The sequence below is a fragment of the Nitrospira moscoviensis genome (genome assembly GCF_001273775.1).
Taxonomy (GTDB): domain Bacteria; phylum Nitrospirota; class Nitrospiria; order Nitrospirales; family Nitrospiraceae; genus Nitrospira_D; species Nitrospira_D moscoviensis.
The window spans coordinates 408,902-431,164 of record NZ_CP011801.1 but is presented as its reverse complement, the minus strand read 5'-3'; the positions used below and the strand labels follow the sequence as shown (position 1 = coordinate 431,164).

Annotated in this window: 25 protein-coding genes; 18 read left to right on the top strand and 7 right to left on the bottom strand. The window is 63.5% G+C overall.

Annotated features, from left to right (window positions below; translation table 11 throughout):
• Positions 1-14 precede the first annotated feature (14 nt).
• On the bottom strand, positions 15-1,397 hold the full coding sequence (locus NITMOv2_RS02110) for a GAF domain-containing protein (RefSeq protein ID WP_053378319.1): 1,383 nt from the start codon (positions 1,395-1,397) through the stop codon (positions 15-17).
• A 2-nt stretch (positions 1,398-1,399) separates the two neighbouring features.
• Positions 1,400-1,855, bottom strand: a complete 456-nt coding sequence (locus NITMOv2_RS02105; RefSeq protein WP_053378318.1) for a pyridoxamine 5'-phosphate oxidase family protein — start codon at positions 1,853-1,855, stop codon at positions 1,400-1,402.
• A gap of 172 nt (positions 1,856-2,027) precedes the next feature.
• On the opposite strand from NITMOv2_RS02105, the gene NITMOv2_RS02100 reads away from it, so the two are divergent.
• Both NITMOv2_RS02100 and NITMOv2_RS02095 read left to right on the top strand, forming a co-directional pair.
• Positions 2,028-2,882 carry a cupredoxin domain-containing protein gene (locus NITMOv2_RS02100; protein ID WP_145976136.1) on the top strand — a complete coding sequence of 285 codons (855 nt, stop codon included), beginning with the start codon at positions 2,028-2,030 and terminating at the stop codon, positions 2,880-2,882.
• Between the two features lie 278 nt (positions 2,883-3,160).
• A complete protein-coding gene (locus NITMOv2_RS02095) occupies positions 3,161-5,695 on the top strand; it encodes a response regulator (protein ID WP_053378316.1) in 2,535 nt (844 codons plus the stop codon).
• An 83-nt stretch (positions 5,696-5,778) separates the two neighbouring features.
• On the opposite strand, the gene NITMOv2_RS02090 is transcribed toward NITMOv2_RS02095, so the two are convergent.
• From NITMOv2_RS02090 to NITMOv2_RS02080, 3 genes are all read right to left on the bottom strand, one after another.
• On the bottom strand, positions 5,779-6,339 hold the full coding sequence (locus tag NITMOv2_RS02090; protein WP_053378315.1) for an OsmC family protein: 561 nt from the start codon (positions 6,337-6,339) through the stop codon (positions 5,779-5,781).
• Between the two features lie 89 nt (positions 6,340-6,428).
• On the bottom strand, positions 6,429-6,857 hold the full coding sequence (locus tag NITMOv2_RS02085) for a hypothetical protein (RefSeq protein ID WP_053378314.1): 429 nt from the start codon (positions 6,855-6,857) through the stop codon (positions 6,429-6,431).
• Between the two features lie 199 nt (positions 6,858-7,056).
• On the bottom strand, positions 7,057-8,940 hold the full coding sequence (locus tag NITMOv2_RS02080) for a sigma-54 interaction domain-containing protein (RefSeq protein ID WP_202967299.1): 1,884 nt from the start codon (positions 8,938-8,940) through the stop codon (positions 7,057-7,059).
• Positions 8,941-9,128: 188 nt separating this feature from the next.
• Between NITMOv2_RS02080 and NITMOv2_RS02075 the strand changes: the two genes are divergently transcribed.
• Complete coding sequence (locus NITMOv2_RS02075) at positions 9,129-9,488, top strand: YciI family protein (RefSeq protein WP_053378312.1); 360 nt, start codon at positions 9,129-9,131, stop codon at positions 9,486-9,488.
• A 23-nt stretch (positions 9,489-9,511) separates the two neighbouring features.
• Here the strand turns inward: NITMOv2_RS02075 and NITMOv2_RS02070 are convergent, their stop codons facing one another.
• Positions 9,512-10,645, bottom strand: coding sequence for a RuBisCO large subunit C-terminal-like domain-containing protein (locus tag NITMOv2_RS02070; protein WP_187299336.1), 1,134 nt, complete (start codon positions 10,643-10,645; stop codon positions 9,512-9,514).
• A gap of 167 nt (positions 10,646-10,812) precedes the next feature.
• On the opposite strand from NITMOv2_RS02070, the gene NITMOv2_RS02065 reads away from it, so the two are divergent.
• On the top strand, positions 10,813-11,259 hold the full coding sequence (locus NITMOv2_RS02065) for an OsmC family protein (protein WP_053378310.1): 447 nt from the start codon (positions 10,813-10,815) through the stop codon (positions 11,257-11,259).
• Positions 11,260-11,305: 46 nt separating this feature from the next.
• Positions 11,306-12,526, top strand: coding sequence for an RNA polymerase sigma factor (locus tag NITMOv2_RS02060; RefSeq protein WP_420799886.1), 1,221 nt, complete (start codon positions 11,306-11,308; stop codon positions 12,524-12,526).
• A 107-nt stretch (positions 12,527-12,633) separates the two neighbouring features.
• On the opposite strand, the gene NITMOv2_RS02055 is transcribed toward NITMOv2_RS02060, so the two are convergent.
• A complete protein-coding gene (locus tag NITMOv2_RS02055) occupies positions 12,634-13,002 on the bottom strand; it encodes a VOC family protein (protein ID WP_053378309.1) in 369 nt (122 codons plus the stop codon).
• A gap of 251 nt (positions 13,003-13,253) precedes the next feature.
• Here NITMOv2_RS02055 and NITMOv2_RS02050 point away from each other — a divergent pair, with 251 nt between their 5' ends.
• The 13 genes from NITMOv2_RS02050 (at position 13,254) to NITMOv2_RS01990 (ending at position 22,251) form a co-directional block, all read left to right on the top strand.
• Positions 13,254-13,619, top strand: a complete 366-nt coding sequence (locus NITMOv2_RS02050) for a YciI family protein (RefSeq protein ID WP_053378308.1) — start codon at positions 13,254-13,256, stop codon at positions 13,617-13,619.
• Positions 13,620-13,682: 63 nt separating this feature from the next.
• Entirely contained in the window at positions 13,683-14,072 is a 390-nt protein-coding gene (locus NITMOv2_RS02045) for a VOC family protein (RefSeq protein ID WP_053378307.1), read from the top strand.
• Positions 14,073-14,397: 325 nt separating this feature from the next.
• Complete coding sequence (locus tag NITMOv2_RS02040) at positions 14,398-14,886, top strand: VOC family protein (RefSeq protein ID WP_053378306.1); 489 nt, start codon at positions 14,398-14,400, stop codon at positions 14,884-14,886.
• A gap of 360 nt (positions 14,887-15,246) precedes the next feature.
• The gene (locus tag NITMOv2_RS02035) at positions 15,247-15,858 is read left to right on the top strand and encodes a DUF1579 domain-containing protein (protein ID WP_238590437.1); all 612 of its coding nucleotides are present in this window, start codon (positions 15,247-15,249) and stop codon (positions 15,856-15,858) included.
• Between the two features lie 38 nt (positions 15,859-15,896).
• Positions 15,897-16,148 (top strand): hypothetical protein, encoded by a 252-nt coding sequence (locus tag NITMOv2_RS02030; protein ID WP_053378305.1) that lies wholly within the window; start codon positions 15,897-15,899, stop codon positions 16,146-16,148.
• A complete protein-coding gene (locus NITMOv2_RS02025; protein WP_053378304.1) occupies positions 16,145-17,326 on the top strand; it encodes a WD40/YVTN/BNR-like repeat-containing protein in 1,182 nt (393 codons plus the stop codon). The genes NITMOv2_RS02030 and NITMOv2_RS02025 overlap by 4 nt, the downstream gene beginning before the upstream one ends.
• Positions 17,327-17,402: 76 nt before the next feature.
• The gene (locus NITMOv2_RS02020; RefSeq protein ID WP_053378303.1) at positions 17,403-17,699 is read left to right on the top strand and encodes a MoaD/ThiS family protein; all 297 of its coding nucleotides are present in this window, start codon (positions 17,403-17,405) and stop codon (positions 17,697-17,699) included.
• A 57-nt stretch (positions 17,700-17,756) separates the two neighbouring features.
• The gene (locus NITMOv2_RS02015; protein ID WP_053378302.1) at positions 17,757-18,338 is read left to right on the top strand and encodes a TetR/AcrR family transcriptional regulator; all 582 of its coding nucleotides are present in this window, start codon (positions 17,757-17,759) and stop codon (positions 18,336-18,338) included.
• A 66-nt stretch (positions 18,339-18,404) separates the two neighbouring features.
• A complete protein-coding gene (locus tag NITMOv2_RS02010) occupies positions 18,405-18,848 on the top strand; it encodes a hypothetical protein (protein ID WP_053378301.1) in 444 nt (147 codons plus the stop codon).
• Positions 18,849-19,302: 454 nt separating this feature from the next.
• Entirely contained in the window at positions 19,303-19,692 is a 390-nt protein-coding gene (locus tag NITMOv2_RS02005; RefSeq protein ID WP_083447682.1) for a TfoX/Sxy family protein, read from the top strand.
• Positions 19,689-20,054 (top strand): nuclear transport factor 2 family protein, encoded by a 366-nt coding sequence (locus tag NITMOv2_RS02000; RefSeq protein ID WP_053378300.1) that lies wholly within the window; start codon positions 19,689-19,691, stop codon positions 20,052-20,054. The genes NITMOv2_RS02005 and NITMOv2_RS02000 overlap by 4 nt, the downstream gene beginning before the upstream one ends.
• Positions 20,055-20,281: 227 nt before the next feature.
• Complete coding sequence (locus tag NITMOv2_RS01995) at positions 20,282-20,485, top strand: hypothetical protein (protein ID WP_053378299.1); 204 nt, start codon at positions 20,282-20,284, stop codon at positions 20,483-20,485.
• Between the two features lie 62 nt (positions 20,486-20,547).
• On the top strand, positions 20,548-22,251 hold the full coding sequence (locus NITMOv2_RS01990; protein WP_053378298.1) for a tetratricopeptide repeat protein: 1,704 nt from the start codon (positions 20,548-20,550) through the stop codon (positions 22,249-22,251).
• Positions 22,252-22,263: the final 12 nt, after the last annotated feature.

Here is a 22,263-nt window from a genome sequence, read left to right as displayed (position 1 = left end):
CTGCGAGTCCGGCGCTAGCCGGGCTTTTCCGACAATTCGATCGCGGCGTCCGCTTCCAGCGCGAACCGCCCGCGCCCTCGGGCGACCAGCCGGACGTCGGGGCACTTCTGCTCCATCCGTTTGCGCAGCAGGATCAACCGGCTTTCCAGATTGTCTTTGTATTCGGGCAGGCCGATCCAGGCGTCCATCCGCAGCTCGCGATTGGTGAATTCGACGCGGCCCTTCTCCCGGTGCTCGCTGAGCAGGCGCCACAGGATGCGGCCCGGGACATTGCGGATCAAATAATCCCCGTCGACGAAGACGCAGTCGTCCTGGCGATAGAAACAAAAACGTCTGGTGCGCCGTGCGACCGGCGGCCGGGATTCGGCGCGCGCCGGCGACGAGGCCGCCGACTCGTCCGCCTCGCGGCCGAGCTGTTCGATGCCGGTCGCCAATTGCGCGGCGACGATCGTCAGCATCGTGTCCTCGCGCGGCATGAACGCGAGCGGGTCGGTGCTTTCGACCGCGACGACTCCCACGAGCCGCCCCCGCGTCACGAGCGGAACGGCGATCTGCGCCGCCGCGCCGGGGAGACCAGGAAACGGGATTTCGCGGCAGACGGCTTCCGCGCCGGCGACCGCCTGCGCCTGCTCCCGCGCGGCGCGGGCGTAGCGGAGGCTGTGGTCGATCGCCGACAGCCGCAACGCCCGGCGCGAGCGGGCCACCATGCCGATCAACCCCTCGCCGAATCCGACTTCCGAGCCCACGCCGTTCTCCGGGTAGCCTCGACTCGCGATCGTGAACAGCTTGCCGTTGCGCTCGTCGGCCAACAGGATGAGGACATACCGGAATTGCAGCACATCGTCCAACAGCTGAAGCGCCGTTTCGAGCAGATCGTTCAGGGACTCCGCACGATTCAGCCGTTCGGCGCAGAGCCGCAGCCGCTCCACATCTTCCGGCACGAAGAGGCGCGATGGCAATTCCGACGGCGGGGGCGTGGACAAGCGGGTGAAGCCGTCGATCCGTTCGATGCGCAGCACGCGGTAGACGTCGGCCGCCCGCAGGCGGAACACATCCGCCATGCCGGCATGGGACGCGATCGCCTGCAGCTGGAGCGACATCGATTCGAACAAGGAGCCGGACGATTCGGAGTGATCGAACCGCAGGCCCAACCGGTAGCCCTGGAGCGTGCGCGGGTCCAACATCATCGCGCAGGCCAACGGATTCTCGCGCACGTTCCGGTGCGTCTTATTGAAAAACTGATGCGAAATGGCGACGTGCGCCGGATCGACGTAATACACCTGACTGATGAAGGTGATGTTCGGCGTGCCGTCCGCCGCGCACGTACTGAGGGCGGCCGGGACCATGCCTTGAAGACAAGCCCACAGATCTTCCAGGCGCGGCGAGGCCGGTTCCATCGCTACACTCTCTCCCCGGTTCCGGGACCCGGGGTCTGATGGTAGACCTCCGTGACGTCGATTTCGACGGCCAAGGCCGGCTCGGTGATCCAGGCTTCGCACAGGGCAGCCGGTACACCGATGGCGACCAGTTCTCCCGCAAATTCCCGATGCCACACCCGGCTGTGTTCCGCTTCCCGTTTGGTGGCGGACCGTATCTTGCGAACGATGCCCTTCACTTGGCAAGCCACGTGGTCCGTCGGCCTGGTACAGCTGACGGCGATCCGGCCGTTGTCCTTCAGATTGCGCAGCGTCTGCTGCGAAATGGCTTCCGTCAGAAAGATCGTGACGGATGCCCGGTCCTTTCCGACTTGAATGCCCCAGGCGCGGGTGCACTCCGGCATGAGGGCGGCATCCCTCGTCCCGACCACGACGGACACACCGGTTTGCAGCAGCTCGACGATGCTCGGCGGAATCATGGAACGGTCCAATCCTGAGCCCGTTTAAGAAAAAATTAAGGCCACGATAGCACATTCTTAGGAACCGCCGCGCCGCCCCCCATGCTAGCGTTCGCTTGTCGGACGGTGAAGGCCGCACCGGCCCGCAGGCATCCATGATTCACCCGGCCGTGGAAGACGGAAGGAGGTTCCTATGTCACGCGCGTCATTGTCTGCCATGTTGATCGGCTTGTCCGTTGTGGGATCCGCGATGCTGAATCCGGCCGAGGCCGGCCAGGGAGCGGCGGCGCCACGGCAGGCCGGCGCTCCGGTCCAGTTTGTCGCCCACGATCACGGGTACACCGGTCCGGATCGGATTCCGGCCGGGATGACCACGGTCGAGATCGTCAATCACGGGCAGGACGTCCACCACGCCCAGATCGTGAAGCTCGCCGCCGAGAAAACGGTGGAAGATTTCGTGTCGGCTATGAAGGCCGACCCGGTGCACTGGCCGGGATGGGTCAATTTCGCCGGAGGCCCGAACGGGGTGATGCCGGGGGAGCGAGCCTCGGCGACCATGAACCTGGACGCCGGCCATTATATGGTGCTGTGTATCATTCCCGACAGACAGGGCGTGCCGCATGTCATGCTGGGCATGACCAAGCCGTTCACCGTGGTGCCCGTGCGCACGGTGTCGACGTCCGAACCGATTCCCGACCTGATCATGACGCCGCGGGATTTTCATTTCGATCTGTCCAAGCCGATCACGGCGGGGACACAGACCATCCAGGTGAACAACGGCGGCACGCAGCCGCATGAAGTGGTCGTGGTGAAACTGGAGCCGGGCGCCTCCGTCAAGGACTTCATCGCGTCCTTCGAGCCGGGCGCGTCCGGTCCTCCACCCGGGCGCCTGGCCGGCGGGCTGGTCGGCCTTGACCGCGGCCGCCGGGCATTTTTTACGGCGACGTTCGAGCCCGGCCGTTATGCCTTGATGTGTTTCTTCCCCGATCAGAAGACCGGCCAACCGCATTTTGCCGAGGGCATGATCTCAGAATTCACGGTGAAATAGGAGTCGGCGGGAGGATGTGAGCCGGCGGCGCGCCGACCTCACGTCCTCCCGAAAGCCGCAAGGGCACCGCGCTTCTTCCCGGATCCCCGTAACCAAGCCGCACTCTCTACACTGTGATGACAGCCGACATCACGCCGCGCTGACCCGCTCTTCGGCAGGCGCGACGGGCGAGGATCGCCGGCCCGGCCGTGAAACTAGGGGTTTTCCTAGCTGCTAGTGGGCCGCATTTCACGTACAGCCTCCGTGCCGTGCGGTACCTCTCTGATTCTCATCCACCGATGCGGGCCTACCTCCGCTTGCCGTTTCTCATTGCCGCGATCGCCCTGGTGACGGTGGCTACCTGGGTCATCGGCTGGCGATACGTGGAACGGGCCCTTCTCCAGACGGCCGGCGAAGCGCTGGCACTGGGCGCCTCGGAGATCGCCATCAAATTTGATCGGATGGTCTTCGAGCGTTATGCCGACATGCGCATCATGGCCGGCATCTTATCGTCCCCCTCTCACGGCGACCCCCAGTTCGTCCAGACGTATCTGGACCGCATGCGGGAGACCTATGGCAATTATCATTGGCTCGGCGTAGCGGATCGATCGGGGCGCATCGTGGCCGCCTCTCCGCCGACGATGCAGGGGACCGACGTGAGCCGCGCGACCTGGTTCGAGGAGATCCATGCGCGGGCGGCCGTGAAACCCGATGCCATGTTCATGGGCGGGGTCGACGCGTTTGTCACGGAGCACGGCGCGCCGGATACGATCGCCATTTCAGCGGCCCTCTACGATCAGGACGGGTCCTTTCAAGGGGCGATCACCAGCCGCGTGTCCATCCCGGTCCTGGAAGCCATCGCCGTGGAAACGATCCGCAGTTTGCAGGGCCGTCACTCCATGCTGGCCAACATCGAATATCAAGTGCTGGACAACGACGGGATCGCCTACATCGATTCGGACCTCTTGCACAAGGGGCGCATGAATATCGCCGCCCTGCACCTGCCCTCCTTCGAGTTGAGCAAAGGCGGGGAGCCGGGCTATATCGAAGAAGACCATCTGCGGCGCCACATCCGCGTCATGACCGGGTACAGCCTCACGCGCGGATGGGGACAGGCGGACCCCTTTCATTGGACCGTGCTCGTGCGCATGCCCACCGAGGCGCTGATCGCCCCGATCCAGACCTATCATCTCCGGATCGGGACCATCGGTCTGGCGATTCTGTCGCCGATCTTCTATTTATTGATCTGGATGCAGCGACGCCTCCGTCGCGAATGCGACTTGGCCCAAGCCGAACGGCTGAAGGCTACGTCGGCCGAGGCGCAGTACCATCTCCTGCTCCAAACGACGGACCAGGGGATCTTCGGGCTGGACCAAGACGGCCGCTGCACCTTCATCAATCGGGCGGCCGCCGCCATGCTGGGGTACGAAGCGGACGAGCTTCTGCATCGCCCGCTGCATGAGGTCCTCCATCCACCGGAAGATTCCCACTGTTGCCCTGCGGAGCCGTGTCTGGTGAGGCGTGTGTTGGAGACCGGCCGCGGCGGGACAGGCACGGAGCAGGTCTTTCGGCGAAAAGATGGCGCCCCGTTGGATGTGGAATGCTCGGCCTTTCCGTTGGAAGAGGCGGGCAACCGGACGAGCTACGTGTTCACCTGTCTGGCGATCGCGGAACGCAAGCAGCGGACGGAGGCTCTGTTGAGCTACCAGGCGCGGCTCCAATCCCTGGCGGCGCAACTGCGGAAGATCGAAGAACAGGTGCGCCAGCGCCTGGCGACCGAACTGCACGACAACCTCGCCCAGACCTTGGCCCTGTGCCATATGAAGCTGGCGGCCTTGCAGCGCACGGCGCCGGCCGCCCTCCAGATGGCTCTGATGTCCGTCACCGGCTTGCTCAAGGAAGCGCTGAGTTACACGCGCGAGCTGATGAGCGATCTGCGCCCACCCACCTTGGGGAACGAGGGCGACCTGGCGGCGGCCGTGCAGTGGGTCACGGCCAAGCTCGAACGACACGGCCTTACGGTCACGGTGACCGACGACCGGAGGCCCAAGCCGCTGGATCCCGACGCGTTGCGCATCGCCCATCAGTCCTTACATGAGCTGCTCTTCAACGTGCTGAAACATTCGGGCACGACGTCCGCGACGGTCCGGATCCGCCGGCTCGGCCGGTACGTGGCCATGCAGGTGCGCGATCGGGGCATGGGATTCCGCGCGGGCAGCCGGACGTCTCCCACCCAGGACGGAGGGTTCGGGCTCTTCAATTTGCGGGAACAACTCGCCGTCGCCGGCGGCTTCATGCGCGCCGCGTCCGTGCCGGGCGGCGGAGCCCGGGTGACGATTCTCTTGCCGCTCCGCACGGTGGACCGGGTCGAGCACGCCGTTGCACCGGACAGCGGCCTGGCCGGCGAGCCGGCGGCCGCCTCACCGCCGGACCGCTCGGCGGCCCGCATCCGGGTGCTGCTCGTGGACGATCACCAAATCATGCGGCAGGGGCTACGCAGCATGATCGAGAGCGAGAAGGATTACGAGGTCGTGGCCGAGGCGGTCGACGGCGAAATGGCGGTGGAATTGGCGGGCAGCCTGCGCCCCGACGTCGTGCTCATGGACATCAACATGCCGCGGCTCAACGGCATCGACGCCACGCGGCAGATCACTCAACTCAGGCCCGACGTCGCGATCATCGGCCTCTCGATGCACGAAGATCCGAAGCTGGAGCAGCTGATGTACGAGGCGGGCGCGGCGGCCTATCTGTCGAAGGGCACGGCCTTCAATCTGGTCTGCGATACGATCCGCCGGGTGGTCACACAGCGGCAACGACAGGACATCCACGCCTGACCTCGCCACCCCGCCCACACCGGTGCGCCGCTCTCTGAATGGAAGCAGCCCGGGCATCCCCATGGGTGCCCGGGCCGAACCGATTACCGCGACTCGATCGTAATCTGCACGGGCACCGGATTGGACACGATGTCGTGGACCGGCGAGAACGTGGTCAACTCTTTCAGTTGCTCCGCGGGCGCATCCGACTTGATCGCGAAGTGGACACGGATTTGCCGGTAGCCGCGCCGGACGGTATCGGACAGCCCGAGAAAGCCCCGCAGATCGAGATCCCCTTCCAGCCGCGACTCCACGGACTCGATGCGAATGCCGCGCGCCGCGGCGTGATAGACCAGCGACGTGGTCAAACAGGCGGCCAAGGCATGGAGCACGTATTCGACCGGATTCGCTCCATGATCCTCGCCGAGCAGGACCGGCGGCTCGTCGGCGTCCAGGACGAACGGCTGCGTGCGGACCGTGTCTTCCTGCCCCGCGCCGTAAAAGCTTTGGATCGTCGAGCGATTGTGGCCGCCGGTGATCCAGCGATTCGCCGCGCGGAATTGAAATGCGGCCAGGGTGGGATTTTGCTGGACCGCCTGTACGGTGGCGCCCATCCGCTCCACATCGACGCCGTTGACGACTGTGTTGATCGTGGCTTGTGACATGACAGTTCCTCCTTCTCCATCACGGTGATGAGTGAGTTGCCGAAACAAGAGCCGGTCGGCATTCCGGCAGAACCAGTCCCATTGCATGATCACACCCGCTCCAGCGACATCCGGCGGAACACGGCCCCGCACGGCGGCACGGCCGCCGCGGCCGCGAAGTAGGTGCGCTTCACCAAGTCCCACGACAGCGGGTACCGCCGGTTCCACGGGGCGAGCGAGAGACTCCGCGCGAGAAAACAGTAGCCCGCCGCCACCCGGGCGATCGTCCCGATCAGCTGCATCCAGTGGAGCCATTTCAACGGCCCCCACAGCCCGGCCACGAGCATGGCCAGATACGCCGCCCTGACCTGGAGCGCGAAGGCGGTGACGTCGCCGGTGATCCAGAACACGTGGCCGATCTGGACGATCGTGAGCGCCATCGCGAGGCAGAGGCCCCAGGGCCAGCCGAACAACCCGCCGCCGAGGAGGCTGACCGTCGCGAGCCAGTACCACCAGCCGAGATCCTGCATCCGTTTCATGGCCTCGTTCCTTTCGCTGTTGAACCGATGCCATGCCCTACAGCAGCATCAGTGCCAGATCACGACGCAGCGGCACGAGCGACAATTCAACGAGTTAGATGCTGAGGCGGGAAGCGGGGGCTCGTGAGATCTCGTGATTCATGAAAACTCACGAGCGCGATCATGAATGTTCGCAAGGAACGGTTGCGGTCAGCGACGGTCAGGAGGGCTTGTGAATCTTCAGGGCCTTCATGCGGGAGGAAAGGGTGGAAGGATTCATGCCGAGCAGTCGCGCGGCGCCACCCTCGCCGGATACCTTCCAGTTGGTCGTGGCGAGGGCACGCAGGATGTTGGCGCGCTCCAGCTCTTCGAACTCCTTGGCGGTGCGGATGCCTCCTGCCGACGGTTCCTGCATGGCGGCCGGCATCGGCGGCGGAGCGGCAGCTTCCGGCAGGGCGCGATCCAAGTTGAGTTTCCCGTCGGCGGCGGTGATCACGGCGCGCTCGATCACGTTCTGCAGCTCACGCACGTTGCCGGGCCAGCCGTAGGCTTTGAGCCGACGGGCGCAATCGGCGGTCAACGGAGCGAGCGGACGCCCGATTTTGGCGGCAAACCGCTGGGCGAAGGCGGCGGCGAGGCGAACGATGTCGTCGCCCCGTTCGCGGAGGGGCGGAAGGCGGAGGGGGAAGACGTTCAGCCGATAGAACAAATCCTCCCGGAACCGCCCGTCCTTGACGGCCTTGGCGAGATCGCGGTTGGTGGCGGCCAACACGCGCACGTTGACCTTCTTGGTGGCCGAGCCGCCGACCGGATCGAACTCGCCTTCCTGCAAGACGCGCAGCAGCTTCGGCTGCAAGTCGAGCGGCAGCTCGCCGATTTCATCCAGGAAGATCGTCCCTTTGTCGGCGAGGGCAAACCGGCCTTCGCGTCTTTTGGTGGCGCCGGTGAAGGCGCCGGGCTCATGGCCGAAGAGCTCGCTTTCGATGAGCGTGGCGGGAATCGCCGCGCAGTTGACGGTGATCAAGGGCCGTTCGCGCCTCGCGCTCGCGGCATGGACGGCGCGGGCCACCAGCTCCTTGCCCGTGCCGGTTTCTCCCGCGATCAAGACGGTGGCATCGGTCGGCGCGACTTGCGCGATGTCCCGCAACACCTGCGTGAGCGCCGGGCTCTCGCCGATGAGCGCGCCGTCTCGCTGGAGCGCGTCCAGCTCTTCACGGAGAATCTCCCGCTCCGTCTGCAGGGACTGAATCTTCTGCTCGGCCTCGATCCGGTCGCGGACGTTGCGGAGAATCAGCGTGGTGAATTTCTGCCGGCGCACCTCGAAGCGCGAGAGGGTGGCTTCGGCGGGAAAGGACGATCCTTCCGGACAGCGGGCGGTCAGGCCTCCGCTCACCCAACAGAATTGCCGGCCGGGCGGCCGGCGATCCAGATCGGCGATGAGACCCGCCAACCGCCGGGCGTCCTCCTGATCGATGAAGCGGCGAAAATCCTCCCCGATCATCCTGTCCGATCGGCATTGAAAGACCTTCTCCGCAGCCGGATTGACGCTGCTGATGCGGAAGTGATCGTCCAACTCGATGATGGCGTCCATCGCGCTGCCGAGCAGCCGCCGGACTTTTTCTTCACGCGCCCGGACCTCGGCTTCCGCCCGCAGCCGTTGCAGTTCCGCGGCCGCCCGCGCCGCGAAGATCCGAAAGATCGCATGGACCCGCGGCTCTTCGGGAATCGGCCGCCGGTCGATCACCGCCATGTGGCCGAGAATCGTCCCGTCCGTGTTCAGCAGAGGCACACCCATGTAGCTGACGGCACCGGCTTGCCGCAGTTCCTCTTCGTGCGGATAGATCTCCAAAATCCGGTCCGGGAAATGCACCAGTTGCGCCGTGTCGATCACGCGTTCGCAGGGCGTGCCGGCGATATCGACCTCATAGTCCTTGACCCACCCGCCGTCCATCCAGAACGCCAAGGCGCGCAGCCGGCGGGTCTCCGGAAAATATTCGGTGACCCAGGCGCCGTGCGTGCCCAAGGCTTTGGCCAGGTTCTGCACGAGCGCGGCAAAAAACCCGTGCCCCGTTTCGGTGGCCGTGCCTTCGAGGATCGCACGCAACGCTGCATCGGCTTCAAGGCCGTGAAGTGGAAGAGGAGATTCGCCGGACGAGGAGGACATCGCGGAATCGAGTATGGGACGGAGGCCGAATCGGTTGCAAGGGGGCCGACGTTCTGTCGATTTTGGGGCCTCCCGACGACTATCCTATGACCACATCGTCGGCCGGAGGGCCGGGAAAAGGAGCCGTCATGAAATATCTTTGTCTGGTGTATGTCGAAGAAGCGGTGTTGAACGCGATCCCGAAGGACGAACGGCAGGCCCTGTCGGACGAATCGATGGCCTACTGCGACAAGCTGCAGAAGGCCGGCCAACTCCTCGCCGCCTCGCCGCTCCATCCGGTGGACACCGCCACGACCGTGCGGGTCCGGAACGGAAAGGCCTCGGTCACCGACGGGCCCTTTGCCGAAACGAAGGAACAATTGGGCGGGTTTTTGATGCTCGACGTGCGGGACCTGAACGACGCGATCCGCATCGCGTCGAGTTTTCCGGCCGCCCGCATCGGGAGCGTCGAAGTGCGGCCGATGAAAGAGCTCGGCTGCGCGGACTGAGCCGGCTCCCGCCGGCGGATCGATCAGCCGACCGCCCGTTCGATTTCGCGGACGAATCGCCCTGTGGCGGCGGCCACGCCGGCCGGATCCTGTTGGATACGGCTCCCGAGTATGAACAGCACGTCCCGTCCGTACAGCGCTCCCAATTCCGCCACGTGCTCCACCGCGATCCGGCCGGCGGCGGTCGGCAGTGTCGCTGTGATCTGGCGCCACGGCGCGCGGCAAGCTTCCGCGACGGCCGTACAGTCCGACCTCGTCATCGCGTAGCCCGTTCCAAAAGTGGGATAGATCGAGATGTCGGCGCCGGCGAGCCGAGGCAGCCGGCCGTACAGGACGGCGGGCGCGACCCCGCTGTCCGGATCGACCCCGTATGTGCCGAGCAGTGAAGGATGACTGGCGATGGGCAAGGCGCACGCCTCGTCGTCGGCCAGCTCCTGGAGCGCACCGAATCCGGTCAGGCCGGGAGCCACGAGCAGGCCGCCGGCGCCGGCCACCACGGCCCGTCGCGCGCGCCGCCGCATCTCTTCCGGTTCACCGCTCACATGCGGGAAATAGAGGCAGGGCCGCCCGCGCTCCGCGGCTCCTTGCGCCACGGCTTCCGCGCACCGCGCGATCCGTTCGTCGAAGGGACAGAACGACTGGTCCATTAAACCTTGATCGTCCTTGATCAGATCCACGCCGCCACGGGTGAACTGCGCGGCCAGCTCCGCCAGATCCCGCGGCGACCGGCCGAGCGGCTTCAGCACCGCACAGACCAGCGGCCGGTCATGCACGCCGGTCGCGTCCCGGAGTCCTCGGATGCCGAGCCGCGGTCCGCGCCATCTCAACAGCAATTCATCGGGGAGCTCGAACGACAGCAAGCGGACGCCGGCGCGCAGGCTGCTCGTGCCGAACAGGAGATTCAGGAGCCCGGCGCAGCGGCCGCCGAGCAGGCGACCGGGATAGCTGATCGCGGCTTCGTAGCGGGCGGGTGACAGGAGGCGAAAGGCTTCGATCCGGCCCACGACCTCCGCCCGCAGACCGGGGGGAAGGCTCTCTTCGGCGGCCTCGACCGTTTGGTCGAAGCAGACGCGGTCGGCGGCGGCGCGGGCCTCTGCTTCCCGGCCGGTCAGCTGATACCGCGCGACGATTCTCGGTCCTTCGCCGGATTCGCTCATGCGTCCGATGCTCCCGCCGACGTCCTGGGCCATGGCGTGGCCGGGTGAGCGTAGCCGGAGGCGTGGAGAAATGCCAGCCCGCTCAGCGCTCGTTGACGAACCCGAGCCCCGGCCGTTATTTTCCTTCCCATTCACGGACCGCTGCGCCCCTACAGAAAGGACGACGTATGTCGGAGCACAAGATCGCGCTCGAATGGAAGCGGGAATCGGAGACGTTCACGTATGAGTCCTATAACCGGGATCACGTACTGACCTTCGAAGGCGGAACGCGCGTGGCGGCGTCGGCTGCGCCGGCCTATCGGGGCAATCCCGCCCATGTGAATCCAGAGGAAGCCCTCGTGGCCGCCTTGTCGAGCTGTCACATGCTGACCTTCCTGGCGGTGGCGGCCAAGAGACGATTCGTCGTGGATCGCTACGAAGATCGCGCCGTGGGCGTTCTGGAAAAGAACCAGAAGGGCAAACTCGCAATCACCCGCGTGGTGCTGCGTCCTCACGTGGTGTTCGGCGGGCCCACGCCGCCGACGCCGGAGCAGCTCAAGGAGCTGCATGAGCGGGCCCATGCCGAATGTTTCATCGCGAACTCGGTGACGACCGAGGTCACGGTGGAGGCGTGATGGGGAGATGGCCGTGGACGAAGGGACGACCGACCGCGCACGTCAGATGGTGGAAGACGTCTACCGCGCCGAATCGCGCCACGTCCTCGCCACGTTGATTCGATTGCTGGGCGATTTTGACGCCGCCGAAGAAGCGCTTCACGAGGCCTTTACCGCGGCGGTCGAGCAATGGGGGCGTGACGGGGTGCCGGCCAATCCCCGAGCATGGCTCGTCTCCGCCGGCCGCTTCAAGGCGATCGACGGCATGAGACGGCGGGCCCGCTACGACGCCTCGCTCCAGGAGCTCGCCACACACATCGAGACGACCACCAGCGATCCGCTGGAGCAGACGGACGAGCACATCGACGACGACCGCCTGCGGTTGATCTTTACCTGTTGCCATCCGTCGCTCAAACCGGAGGCGCAAATCGCCCTGACGCTCCGGGAAGTCTGCGGCCTCACGACCGAGGAAATCGCCCGGGCGTTTCTGTCCGCCCCGTCCACCCTGGCCCAGCGCATCGTACGGGCCAAGGCGAAAATCCGCGACGCGCGCATTCCCTACGAAGTGCCGCCGCCGTCGGAATTGCGGGAGCGGTTGGACGCCGTGCTCCACGTGATCTATCTCGTCTTCAACGAAGGCTACTCCGCCTCGTCCGGGCCGTTCCTCACGCGGGCCGACCTGTCGGGCGAAGCCATCCGGTTAGGACGCCTGCTGTTGGAGCTGTTGCCGGAGCCGGAGGTCATGGGTTTGGTGGCTCTCATGCTGCTCCATGAATCCCGGCGCGCCGCGCGGACGTCGGAGACCGGCGATCTCGTTCTCTTGGAACGGCAGGACCGCGCGCGGTGGAATCGCGACCACATCAGAGAAGGCATCGTGCTGGTGGAGCAGGCGCTGTCGTCGCGGCGGTTCGGCCCCTACACGTTGCAAGCGGCGATCGCCGCCGTCCATGCGGAAGCCGCGAGCACCACCGAGACCGATTGGGCGCAGATCGTCGCCCTGTACGATCTTCTCATGCGGGTGGAGCCGTCCCCGATCGTCGAATTGAACCGCGCCGTGGCGGTCGCGATGCGCGACGGGCCGGCGGCGGGGCTGGAACTGATCGACCGTATCCTGGCAGGCGGCGAGCTTGCGGACTATCACCTGCTCCATTCCGCCCGCGCGGATCTCTGCCGACGACTGGGCAGAAACTCGGAAGCGAGATCGTCCTATGAGCGCGCCCTCACCCTCACGAAACAAGAGCCGGAACGGCGGTTTCTGGAGCGGCGGTTGAGGGAGCTGGCGGACTAGCGGGTCAGCCGAGAGGGTGCTTCCAGCGTAGACCTGTAAAGCGGGCATGATCGTCCTCCCTGTGGATCAATGCTGACCATGTCTATGGCCTCCGGGGTGGTGGACGTTCATCCCGCTTTCCTGCGATGAATCGTCACCGAATTGCCGTCCGGGTCGGCTACCACGGCCATATGGCAAACCGGGGTCTCCATCGGCTCCAGGTGAAAGCGACAGCCGCTCGCTTTGAGTTGCTTGATCGCCCCGTCGAAATCCTCCACTTCGAGTCCGGCCGAGCCGCCGCCCGGCGAGGGCTTCCACTCCGGCGCGCCGTTGCCGATGGCGAGCGTACCGGAACCGATATCATATTCGACGAAGCCAGCGTCCTCCGTGCCGAAGAACCGCGACTGCTTCAGACCCAACACCTCTTCATAAAACCGGCGAGCCCGCCGCAGGTCCGTAACCGGATAGCACGTGAATGCGATCTCGATCACCTTCATAGTGTTCTCCTTTCGATCTAGGCGGTAGACGCAGCAGTCACCCAGGCCGAACCGGCGCCGTTCGACGAACCGAAAGCCCAGCCGTTCGTAGAAGCATGGAATATCGCTCTCTTACGGGAACGAGTCAATTCCCGTGAGATGAGGCGGACGCTCCTGTCGATTTTGCCTGCCGGCGACGACTATCTTATGAGGTCGCTGACAGCTGACGTCTGATAGCTCACAGCTTATCCGAGACCTTCACGAGGTTTCATATGAAATACCTGCTGCTGGTTCACCACGATGAAGAAGCCTTTGCCAAGATGAGCGCGGCCACTCGTGCGCAGTTGCTGGCGGAGTCGATCCAGCTCTGCCACCGACTCAACGGCAAGGGACAGTATGTCCATGCATCGCCGTTGCAACCGGCCGCGACCGGGGCGATCGTGCGCGTGCGTGACGGCAAACCCACCGTCACCGATGGGCCCTTCATCGAAACCCATGAGCAACTGGCCGGCTACTTTCTGATCGATGCCAAGGATCGTGACGACGCGATTCGCATCGCCGGTCTCGTGCCGGGCGCACGCATTGGGTCGGTGGAAGTCCGGCCGCTCCGAGAGATTACGGGCTTGCCGAGAGAATAGCGCGACTGCTCAGGAAGCGTGAGCATCCGGAAGGAGTAACGCCATCCAACCCACAGCGTAACCATGCCGCGTCGATTCGATCACGTGGACCTTCGGGTGCACAGCCTAGCCGAAGCTCGGCCCTTTTATCGGGCGCTCCTCCCGGCGCTCGGATTCACACAGGATATGACGATAGAAGAGTGGCTCCAGTTCGAAGCACCAGGCTCGGATGGTTCAATGGAATTTTTTGGCGTCACGGAGTCTCCGACCCATGCGGCGAACGAGTGCCGCATTGCGTTTTGGGCAGAGAGTATCCAGGAGGTCGACCGTCTCGCGGCGGCCGCCGTCCAGGCCGGTGCCCGAAACGTCGAAGGCCCCTCGCATGAAATTCCTCAACCGGAGGAAGCGATCTATTACGCCGTCTTCTTTGAAGATCCCAGCGGCAATCGGTTGGAAATTTGTTATCGCCATTGACGACAGCAGGAGTGAATCGGCTTGCGCGACGCTGTCGATTTGAGGCCTACTGGTTCGACTAATTCATAGAGACCCAGTTCAGGGCTACCGCGAACCTGATTGATAAAAGGCGAGCAGACTGTGGACTGCCATCACCAAACCCAAACTCGCCCGTCAATATTGGGCCGGCCGCGCGTACTTTCCAGCATGAAGTCATTCCTGGGAACCGGGAAAGGGCTCGGCGTTCGGTGGCCGCTGATCACGGTGGAGGTTCTCAAAAAATAAACAGTGACCACAAAGACCAACAACGATATGACGACAAAATCAATCACGATTGAGAAGTGACATGACGAAACAACCTGCGAAGAACACAGTTTGTCTCTGGTACAACGGCGATGCCGAGGAGGCGGCGCGGTTTTACGCCAAAACTTTTCCCGATTCCGCCGTTGGCGCGATCCACCGCGCGCCGGGGGACTTTCCCTCCGGGAAGAAAGGCGACGTGTTGCTCGTCGAGTTCATCGTCATGGGCATTCCCTGCATCGGCCTCAATGGCGGACCTGCGTTCAAGCACAATGAAGCTTTTTCATTCCAAGTCGCAACCGCCGACCAAGCCGAAACCGATCGCTACTGGAACGCCATCGTCAATAACGGCGGCCAAGAAAGCGCCTGCGGCTGGTGCAAGGACAAATGGGGCGTGTCATGGCAGATCACTCCGGTGGCGCTGACCAAGGCGATCACCGACTCCGATCCTGCCGCCGCCAGGCGCGCCTTCGATGCGATGATGGATATGACAAAAATCGACATCGCGGTGATTGAAGCTGTGCGACAAGGTTGATTGCTTTCAAGAACGGGGCGACCAGCGCTGAGCGAGCAAACCGCACGCCTGCCTCCCACAAGCGGGGCTGGACGGGGCGAGTTCCCGCGGCTTGCGCACTTGGTGCACGCGCCGCTGCGCCCGTTGATGGGCCGCCACCACACGATATGTGTGACATGAGCCCAGACTGGAACGATTTTAGATCCGCGCGCTCACCGAGTCGCATCGTGGGCGAACCGCTGACTCCGGGAAGCTGTGAGTGTACCGAGCCCGTCGCACGAGCAGAAGGAGCGCACGCACTCATTCCCTTACGCAGGTAACAGGCAGGACAACATCACACGATTCGATTACACTCATCACTCACCATCAAAGGAGGCCACCATGCAGATGCGATATTTGGCAGTGACCACACTGTGCATCATCCTGACTGTTGCCCCGGTTTTGGCGAAGGAGAAGAAGCCTGAGAAGCCGATGGATCCCCAGGCGATGATGGAGGTCTGGAAGCAGTTGGCGACGCCTGGCGAACCGCACAAACTGTTCGCCACCCTGGCCGGCAGTTGGACCACCAAAACCAAAGAGTGGATGGAACCCGGCAAGCCTCCGGCGGAATCCGAGGGCACGGCGGAAATGAAAATGTTGTTGGACGGGCGCTTTTTGTACCAGGAATTTACCGGTCAGATGATGGGACAACCATTCGCGGGTATCGGCATCGACGCATACGACAACATGAAAAAGAAGTACGTCACCGCTTGGATGGATTCCATGGGCACCGGGATTTTCATGATGGAAGGCACGGGCAGCCCTGACGGGAAGACCATCACCCTTCGAGGGTCACATCCGGAGCCGGGCGGAGGACAGATGCATCACCGCGCCATCTGGAAGCTCGTCGACAGCAACACCCAGATTTTTGAGATGTATGGGTCGCATGGCCATGGCAAAGACTCCGGCAAAGAGATGAAAATGATGGAAATCACCTACACCCGCAAACAGTAAGCGGTCGGCAACCGTCGTGATGCAAACTGAGAAACGTCATGAGGAGATCTACGGCCAAGGCAGGAGCGGCGCTGATCGCGGCCCTATCGCTCGTCGGCTGTGCGGAGCTGGCCTACCAGCGGGTGGTTTATTTTGGTTCTCTGGCCGGCTCGCTCAAGACCAACGGACGGATTGCGATGTCGATTTCGCCGCCGCCCGACGACCAGTTGATGAAATGGCTGATGACGAATAGCCAACGGCCGATGGCTGGCAGCCAAAAGCAGATCGTAGGGAAAGGAGCTCGACGATGAATGGCATTCGAGTCTTGGTAGGAACAAAAAAAGGCGCGTTCATCCTGACAGCGGATGGCACACGCAAACACTGGGACGTGAGCGGGCCGCATTTCGCCGGTTGGGAGCTCTACCACCTCAAGGGATCTCCCGTGGACCCGAACCGGCTCTACGCGTCACAGACCAGCAGTTGGTTCGGGCAAGTCATTCAGCGCTCGGACGACGGCGGGAAGACGTGGCACGCGCCTGGAACCAAGCCGGAAGATCTCATGGGGCCGGATGGGATGCCGAAGGGGGCCAGCAACATGTTTCTGTACGACTCCTCGGCGGAGACCGGCAAGCCGCTCACGACCCATCAATGGTACGACGGCACGCAAAAGCCTTGGGAATTCAAACGAGTCTGGCACCTGGAGCCGTCGCTGACCGATCCGGATACGGTGTATGCCGGCGTGGAGGATGCCGCCTTGTTCCGGTCCGCCGACGGCGGGAAGACATGGCAGGAGCTGGCGGGCCTGCGCGACGTCAATGGCCGCCTCTGGCAACCCGGCGCCGGCGGCATGTGCCTGCATACCATCATGCTGGATCAGACGAATCCGCAGCGCATCTATGTCGCCATCTCAGCAGCCGGCGCCTTCCGCACCGATGATGGAGGGAGGACGTGGCGCGCCATCAACAAGGGGCTCCAATCCCAGTATGAGCTCCCGGATCCCGATGCCGACGTGGGGCATTGCGTGCATCGAATCGCGATGCATCCGTCCCGCCCCAACGTGCTGTTCATGCAGAAGCATTGGGACGTCCTGCGGAGCGACGACGCGGGCGGGGTCTGGCATGAGATCAGCGGCAATCTGCCGAGCGACTTCGGCTTTCCGATCGACGTCCATGCGCATGAGCCCGATACGATTTATGTTGTCCCCATCAAGAGCGACTCGGAGCATTTTCCGCCCGACGGCAAGCTGCGCGTGTATCGGAGCCGGACGGGCGGAAACGACTGGGAGCCGCTGACCAAAGGCCTGCCGCAGCGCGATTGCTACGTGAACGTCCTGCGTGACGCCATGGCAGTCGATCGATTGGACCCTTGCGGCATCTATTTCGGCACCACCGGCGGGCAAGTCTATGCTTCGGCCAACGGCGGTGACAGTTGGGAGCCGATCGTGCGGGACTTGCCGGCGGTGCTGTCGGTGGAAGTTCAAACCTTGTGAGGCGTGAAGCGTCGTTCGTGAAGCGCACGCGAAGGAGTCGTCCGCGAGAGACGCTTCACGAGAGACGAGAGACGAAATGATTCGAGTCGTGCTGCCGCAACATCTGCGAACATTAGCCCGAGTGGACGGCGAAGTCACGCTGGAAGTCGGAGGTCCGGTGACGCAGCGGGCTGTGCTCGATGCGCTGGAAGCCCGCTATCCCATGCTGCGCGGGACGATTCGCGACCACGTGACGCAGAAGCGCCGGCCGTTCATCCGCTTCTTCGCCTGCGAGGAGGATCTCTCGCATGAGTCCCCCGATGCACCCTTGCCGGACGCGGTGGCAACGGGATCAGAACCGCTGCTGATCGTGGGAGCCATGGCAGGAGGTTAACAATATTGACCGATCATTCCAATATGTGCTAATCACTCTGCCGCGACGGAGATTACCATGCCGCGGCCAAAAGAATTCAACCCGGACGAGGCACTCGACAAGGCCATGCAGGTCTTTTGGCACAAGGGCTATGAAGCCACTTCGATGGAAGATTTGCTGGAGGCGATGGACCTCAACCGGGGCTCGCTCTACGACACGTTCGGCGACAAGCGGCAACTGTTTTTGAAAGTGATGGACCGCTACTGCACCTGTTTCGTTGGACCAAAGTTCTCGCTGCTCGACCAGCCGGGACCTGCCCTACCCCTGCTCCGCCGCTTTGTCCACGGTATGATCGACGGGGCTCTCGCCGATCCGCAACGTCGCGGCTGCCTGATCGCCAATACGGTGATGGAACTGGCACCACATGAGAAAAATATCGCCGGCAAAGTCAACCAGGCTCTGAAAATGGGAGAGGACGCGTTCTTCGGTCTACTGACTCGCGCCCAGCAGCAGGGTGAATTGCGCCCCGACAAAGATCCGCGTGCTCTCGCGCGTTTTCTCACGACCATGCTGCAGGGAACTATTGTGATGATTAAAGCTGGAGCGCCACCGGAGCAGATTACGCAAACCGCAGAGACGGCGCTGGCAGTCTTGAACTGAACGAGGTGCTCTTTTTTTAGCTGGTTTTTGAACGATCGTTCTTGATCGAACATGAAGGAGGTCGCCATGATCACCAGCACCGACCCTGCTTCCCTGCTCCGGCACTCGCTCCGGGCGAATGCCTGGTTCTCGGGCCTCTCTGGATTGCTGTTTCTCCTCGCCGCTCACCCGGTCGCGACATTTTTAGGCCTGGATGCGCCATGGATGGTCCGAGCCCTTGGACCAGGCTTGCTCGTCTATGCACTCTGGCTTGGTTTTATCAGTCGCCGCTCGACTCCCGATTGCCGCGAAGTGTGGAGTGCAATTGCACTCGACGGTGTCTGGGTGATCGGCAGTGCGCTCCTGCTGCTGGGAGAGCTCTTGCCACTCTCCACATCAGGTCTATGGGCCATCGGCATCGTAGCGGATATCGTCGCCTGCTTCGCCGTCCTGCAGATATATGCGCTCTTCACATTCAAGTCCGCTGTGGCACTGTACCCTTCAACTGCGGAAGTTCATCACTGTACGTAAGGGGCCTTCGCGGAGGGATGAACGAACCGGGAGGACGTACCGTGGACAAGAAACCATATTGGCTCGCTGTGCTGGCTTACGTCGTTTGTACGTTTCTTATCGCCGCGCCCTGGCACTTGGTCATCTTCAAACCCCTCTACGACGAACTGGCCATTTTTTCGAGACGGGAGCCGATTATTCCTCTCGGCCTTCTGTCGATGCTGATCCAAGGGCTCATCCTCAGTTATGCCTATCCACTCTTCGCGCAAGGGACTCATTCTGCGGGGACCGGTGCACGCTTCGGTCTCTTGGTAGGGATACTTTTTTCCAGCATTGCCGTCATCGCCGAGGCAGCCAAACACACCGTGACATCGTTACCCCACTTGGATCGCGTTGGAGACGGTTTACTATCTGCTCCAGTTCTCGTTCGTCGGCGCGGTGATGGGTGCGATCTACGCGAGAGGAGTACCAGTTCATGGCCTACGATGAGCGGCTCGCCGAGCGAGTCAGAAGCTTGTTGAAAGGACATCCCGCATTGGTCGAGAGAAAGATGTTCGGCGGACTCGCCTACATGTCGCAGGGCAAGATGTTTGTCGGCATCTTGAACGACGACTTGGTCGTCCGTGTCGGGGCGGATGGCCACGACGCCGCTCTCAAAGAACCACACACCAGACCGATGGATTTCACCGGCAAGCCGATGAGGGGCTACATCTATGTCGGGCCTGGCGGTGTGAAGACCGGCTCTCAATTGCGTACGTGGCTTTCGAAGGGGCTCACTTTCGTCGCCGGTGTACCGCCCAAGAAACGAAAACCAGCACGGTCCACATCAACGACCGTTCACCACAACAGGAGGAGGACATCATGACCGCAATGGAGATCGGCAAAGAGGTGGCCGCCTTGTGCAAGCAGGGGAAGAACCAAGACGCGATCGATCGGTTCTACGCGCCGAACGTCGTGAGCATCGAAGCCTGCGCGATGCCGGGCATGGAGCGGACTCAGAAAGGTATTCAAGCCATTAAGGACAAGAACCAATGGTGGGTCGACAATCACGAGATTCACGGTGGTTCGGTCGACGGCCCTTATCCTCACGACGACCGCTTCATCCTGCATTTCAAGTACGACGTCACCCCCAAACAGACAGGGCAACGCATCACCTTGGACGAGACGGGGCTCTACACTGTCCAGAATGGAAAAGTCGTGAAGGAGGAGTTTTTCTATTCGATGTGAGACCGACTCCGGCACCACCGGCCGGCAAGTGTACGCGTCGGCCGACGGCGGTGACAGGGGGCCGATCGTACGGGACGGCGGGCCGCGAGCCGCTGCTGATCGTGGATGCCATGGCGGCGGGATAGCTCCCGCAGCGGAGCCCGGGCGCGTGTCCTCTAGGTATTTTGCGAGCTGTATTTCGCAGCCGGATTTGTTTGAGTCAGCTTTCGACCACCGGTGCCCGGGGCATGAATGAACGGATCCGATTGGAACGGCTGTGCAGCCGAGACGGGCTCGAGGCCGCCCGGCAATGGGCGCAGTGGGCGGCGGGGCTCTATCGGCAGTCTCTCAGCGATCCCATGCACTATGCGTCGCAGCCGGATTGGCGGCCGCTCTTCGAGCGCAGTCTTCGTGAGCTGACACTGTTTGCGGAATCCGGGATCCTCTCGTGACCCCGTTCGCAACACGCCGCTGATCCTGAAGAACCTTCCTCCACTATCACAAGGAGGTCGGCATGACGTGCACCAGAATCTCCGGTTCGGCCCTGTTGCTCGCATCCCTGTTGGTCGTACCCGGCCTGGAAGCGACCGCTGATCAGACAGCGGTGCCGCCATCCGAGCGAGCGGAGCTCGGCAAACTCGGCGTGGTGCATTTTCCGACCTCGACCCGGTCGGACGAGGCGCAGGCGCATTTTCTGCGCGGCGTCGCCGCGCTCCATTCCTTTTGGTATCCCGTGGCGCTCGAGGAGTTCCGGGCGGCCACGAAGCGCGATCCGGAGTTCATGATGGGGTACTGGGGAGAGGCGATGGCGCACAACCATCCGCTGTGGGGCGATCCGCAGGAGACCGACGCGGCGCGGCAGGTGATCCGGACGATCCGGATGACCCCGGAGCTGACGGCGCGTGAGCGCGCCTATCTCCACGCGGTCACGGTCTTGTACGGGGAAGGCGACAAGGCGGCGCGCGACAAGGCCTATGCCGGCGCGATGGAGCGGATCTATCGGGAGTATCCGGACGATGCCGAGGCGGCGTTGTTCTATGCCTTGGCCTTGATGGGACGCGCCGGCAAAGGCCCGGGTGGCTTGGAGGCGCGTCTGCGCGCCGGCGCGATCGCCTCCCAGGTCTTTGAGCGAAAGCCGGATCATCCGGGCGCCGCGCACTATGTCATCCATGCCTATGACGATCCACAACACGCGCATCTGGCGCTCGACGCAGCTCGCCGGTACGCCGAGATCGCGCCCGCCGCGCCGCATGCCTTGCACATGCCGTCCCATATCTTCCTGCAACTGGGCATGTGGCCGGAGACGGCGGCGGCAAACGAAGCGTCGTGGGCGGCTTCGGACGCCTGGGTCGCACAACGGCAGCTCCCCATCAGCGAGCGCGATTACCACAGCCTGCAGTGGCTGCACTACGCGTATCTGCAGCAAGGCCGCTCTGAGGAGGCTGGGAAGCTTTTGGAGACCATGAGAGCGAGCCTCTCCACATTTCCCAAAGAGGATCAGCGCAATCTCGCCTACGGCGGTTATATCCTGTCCTCCATGGCCGCGGCGCAGTTGGTGGAAACTCAGCGGTGGGAGCAGGCGGACCGGATCCTGGGCTCCGCGCCCCCTATAGACGCCGGCGCGACGCGAGACGCCGGAGGACCGTACCAAGCGCCGGCCGTGCTGACCCAAACCCCCTCGGTCTTTGCCCGCGGCTTGGCCGCGGCGATGCGCGGATCGTCTCAGGCACAAGAGAGCATGGGGGTCTTGCAAACGATCAGCCGCGACCAGACGGACGTTCCTCTTCCGTTTGTGAAGGAGTTGCGCCGGGCTGCCGGGATCCAAGCGCTGGAGATCGCCGCGGCGGGCGATGCCGAGCAAGGAACGTTCGAGGCCGCGATCAGGCGCATGGAGCACGCGATCGCCCTCGTTGACGCCATGCCCGCGCCATCCGGTCCGCCTGCCCTGATCAAGCCCGCCTATGAACTGTTCGGCGAGATCCTGTTGCGCGCCGGTCGCGCCAAAGAGGCCGCCGCGCAATTCGAGAAATCCCTGGCTCGCCATCCTGACCGTGCCCGTTCCTTGCTGGGCGGAGCGCAGGCCGCGGCACAAAGCGGAGAGCCGCGCCGGGCGGCCGCGCTGTATACCACATTCCTCCGGCAGTGGCGGCAGGCCGATCCGCAGTTGGTCGAGATCCGGGAGGCGCAGGCCTATCTGCAGCAAGCTCAGGCCCAGTGACCGGAGGCGGGC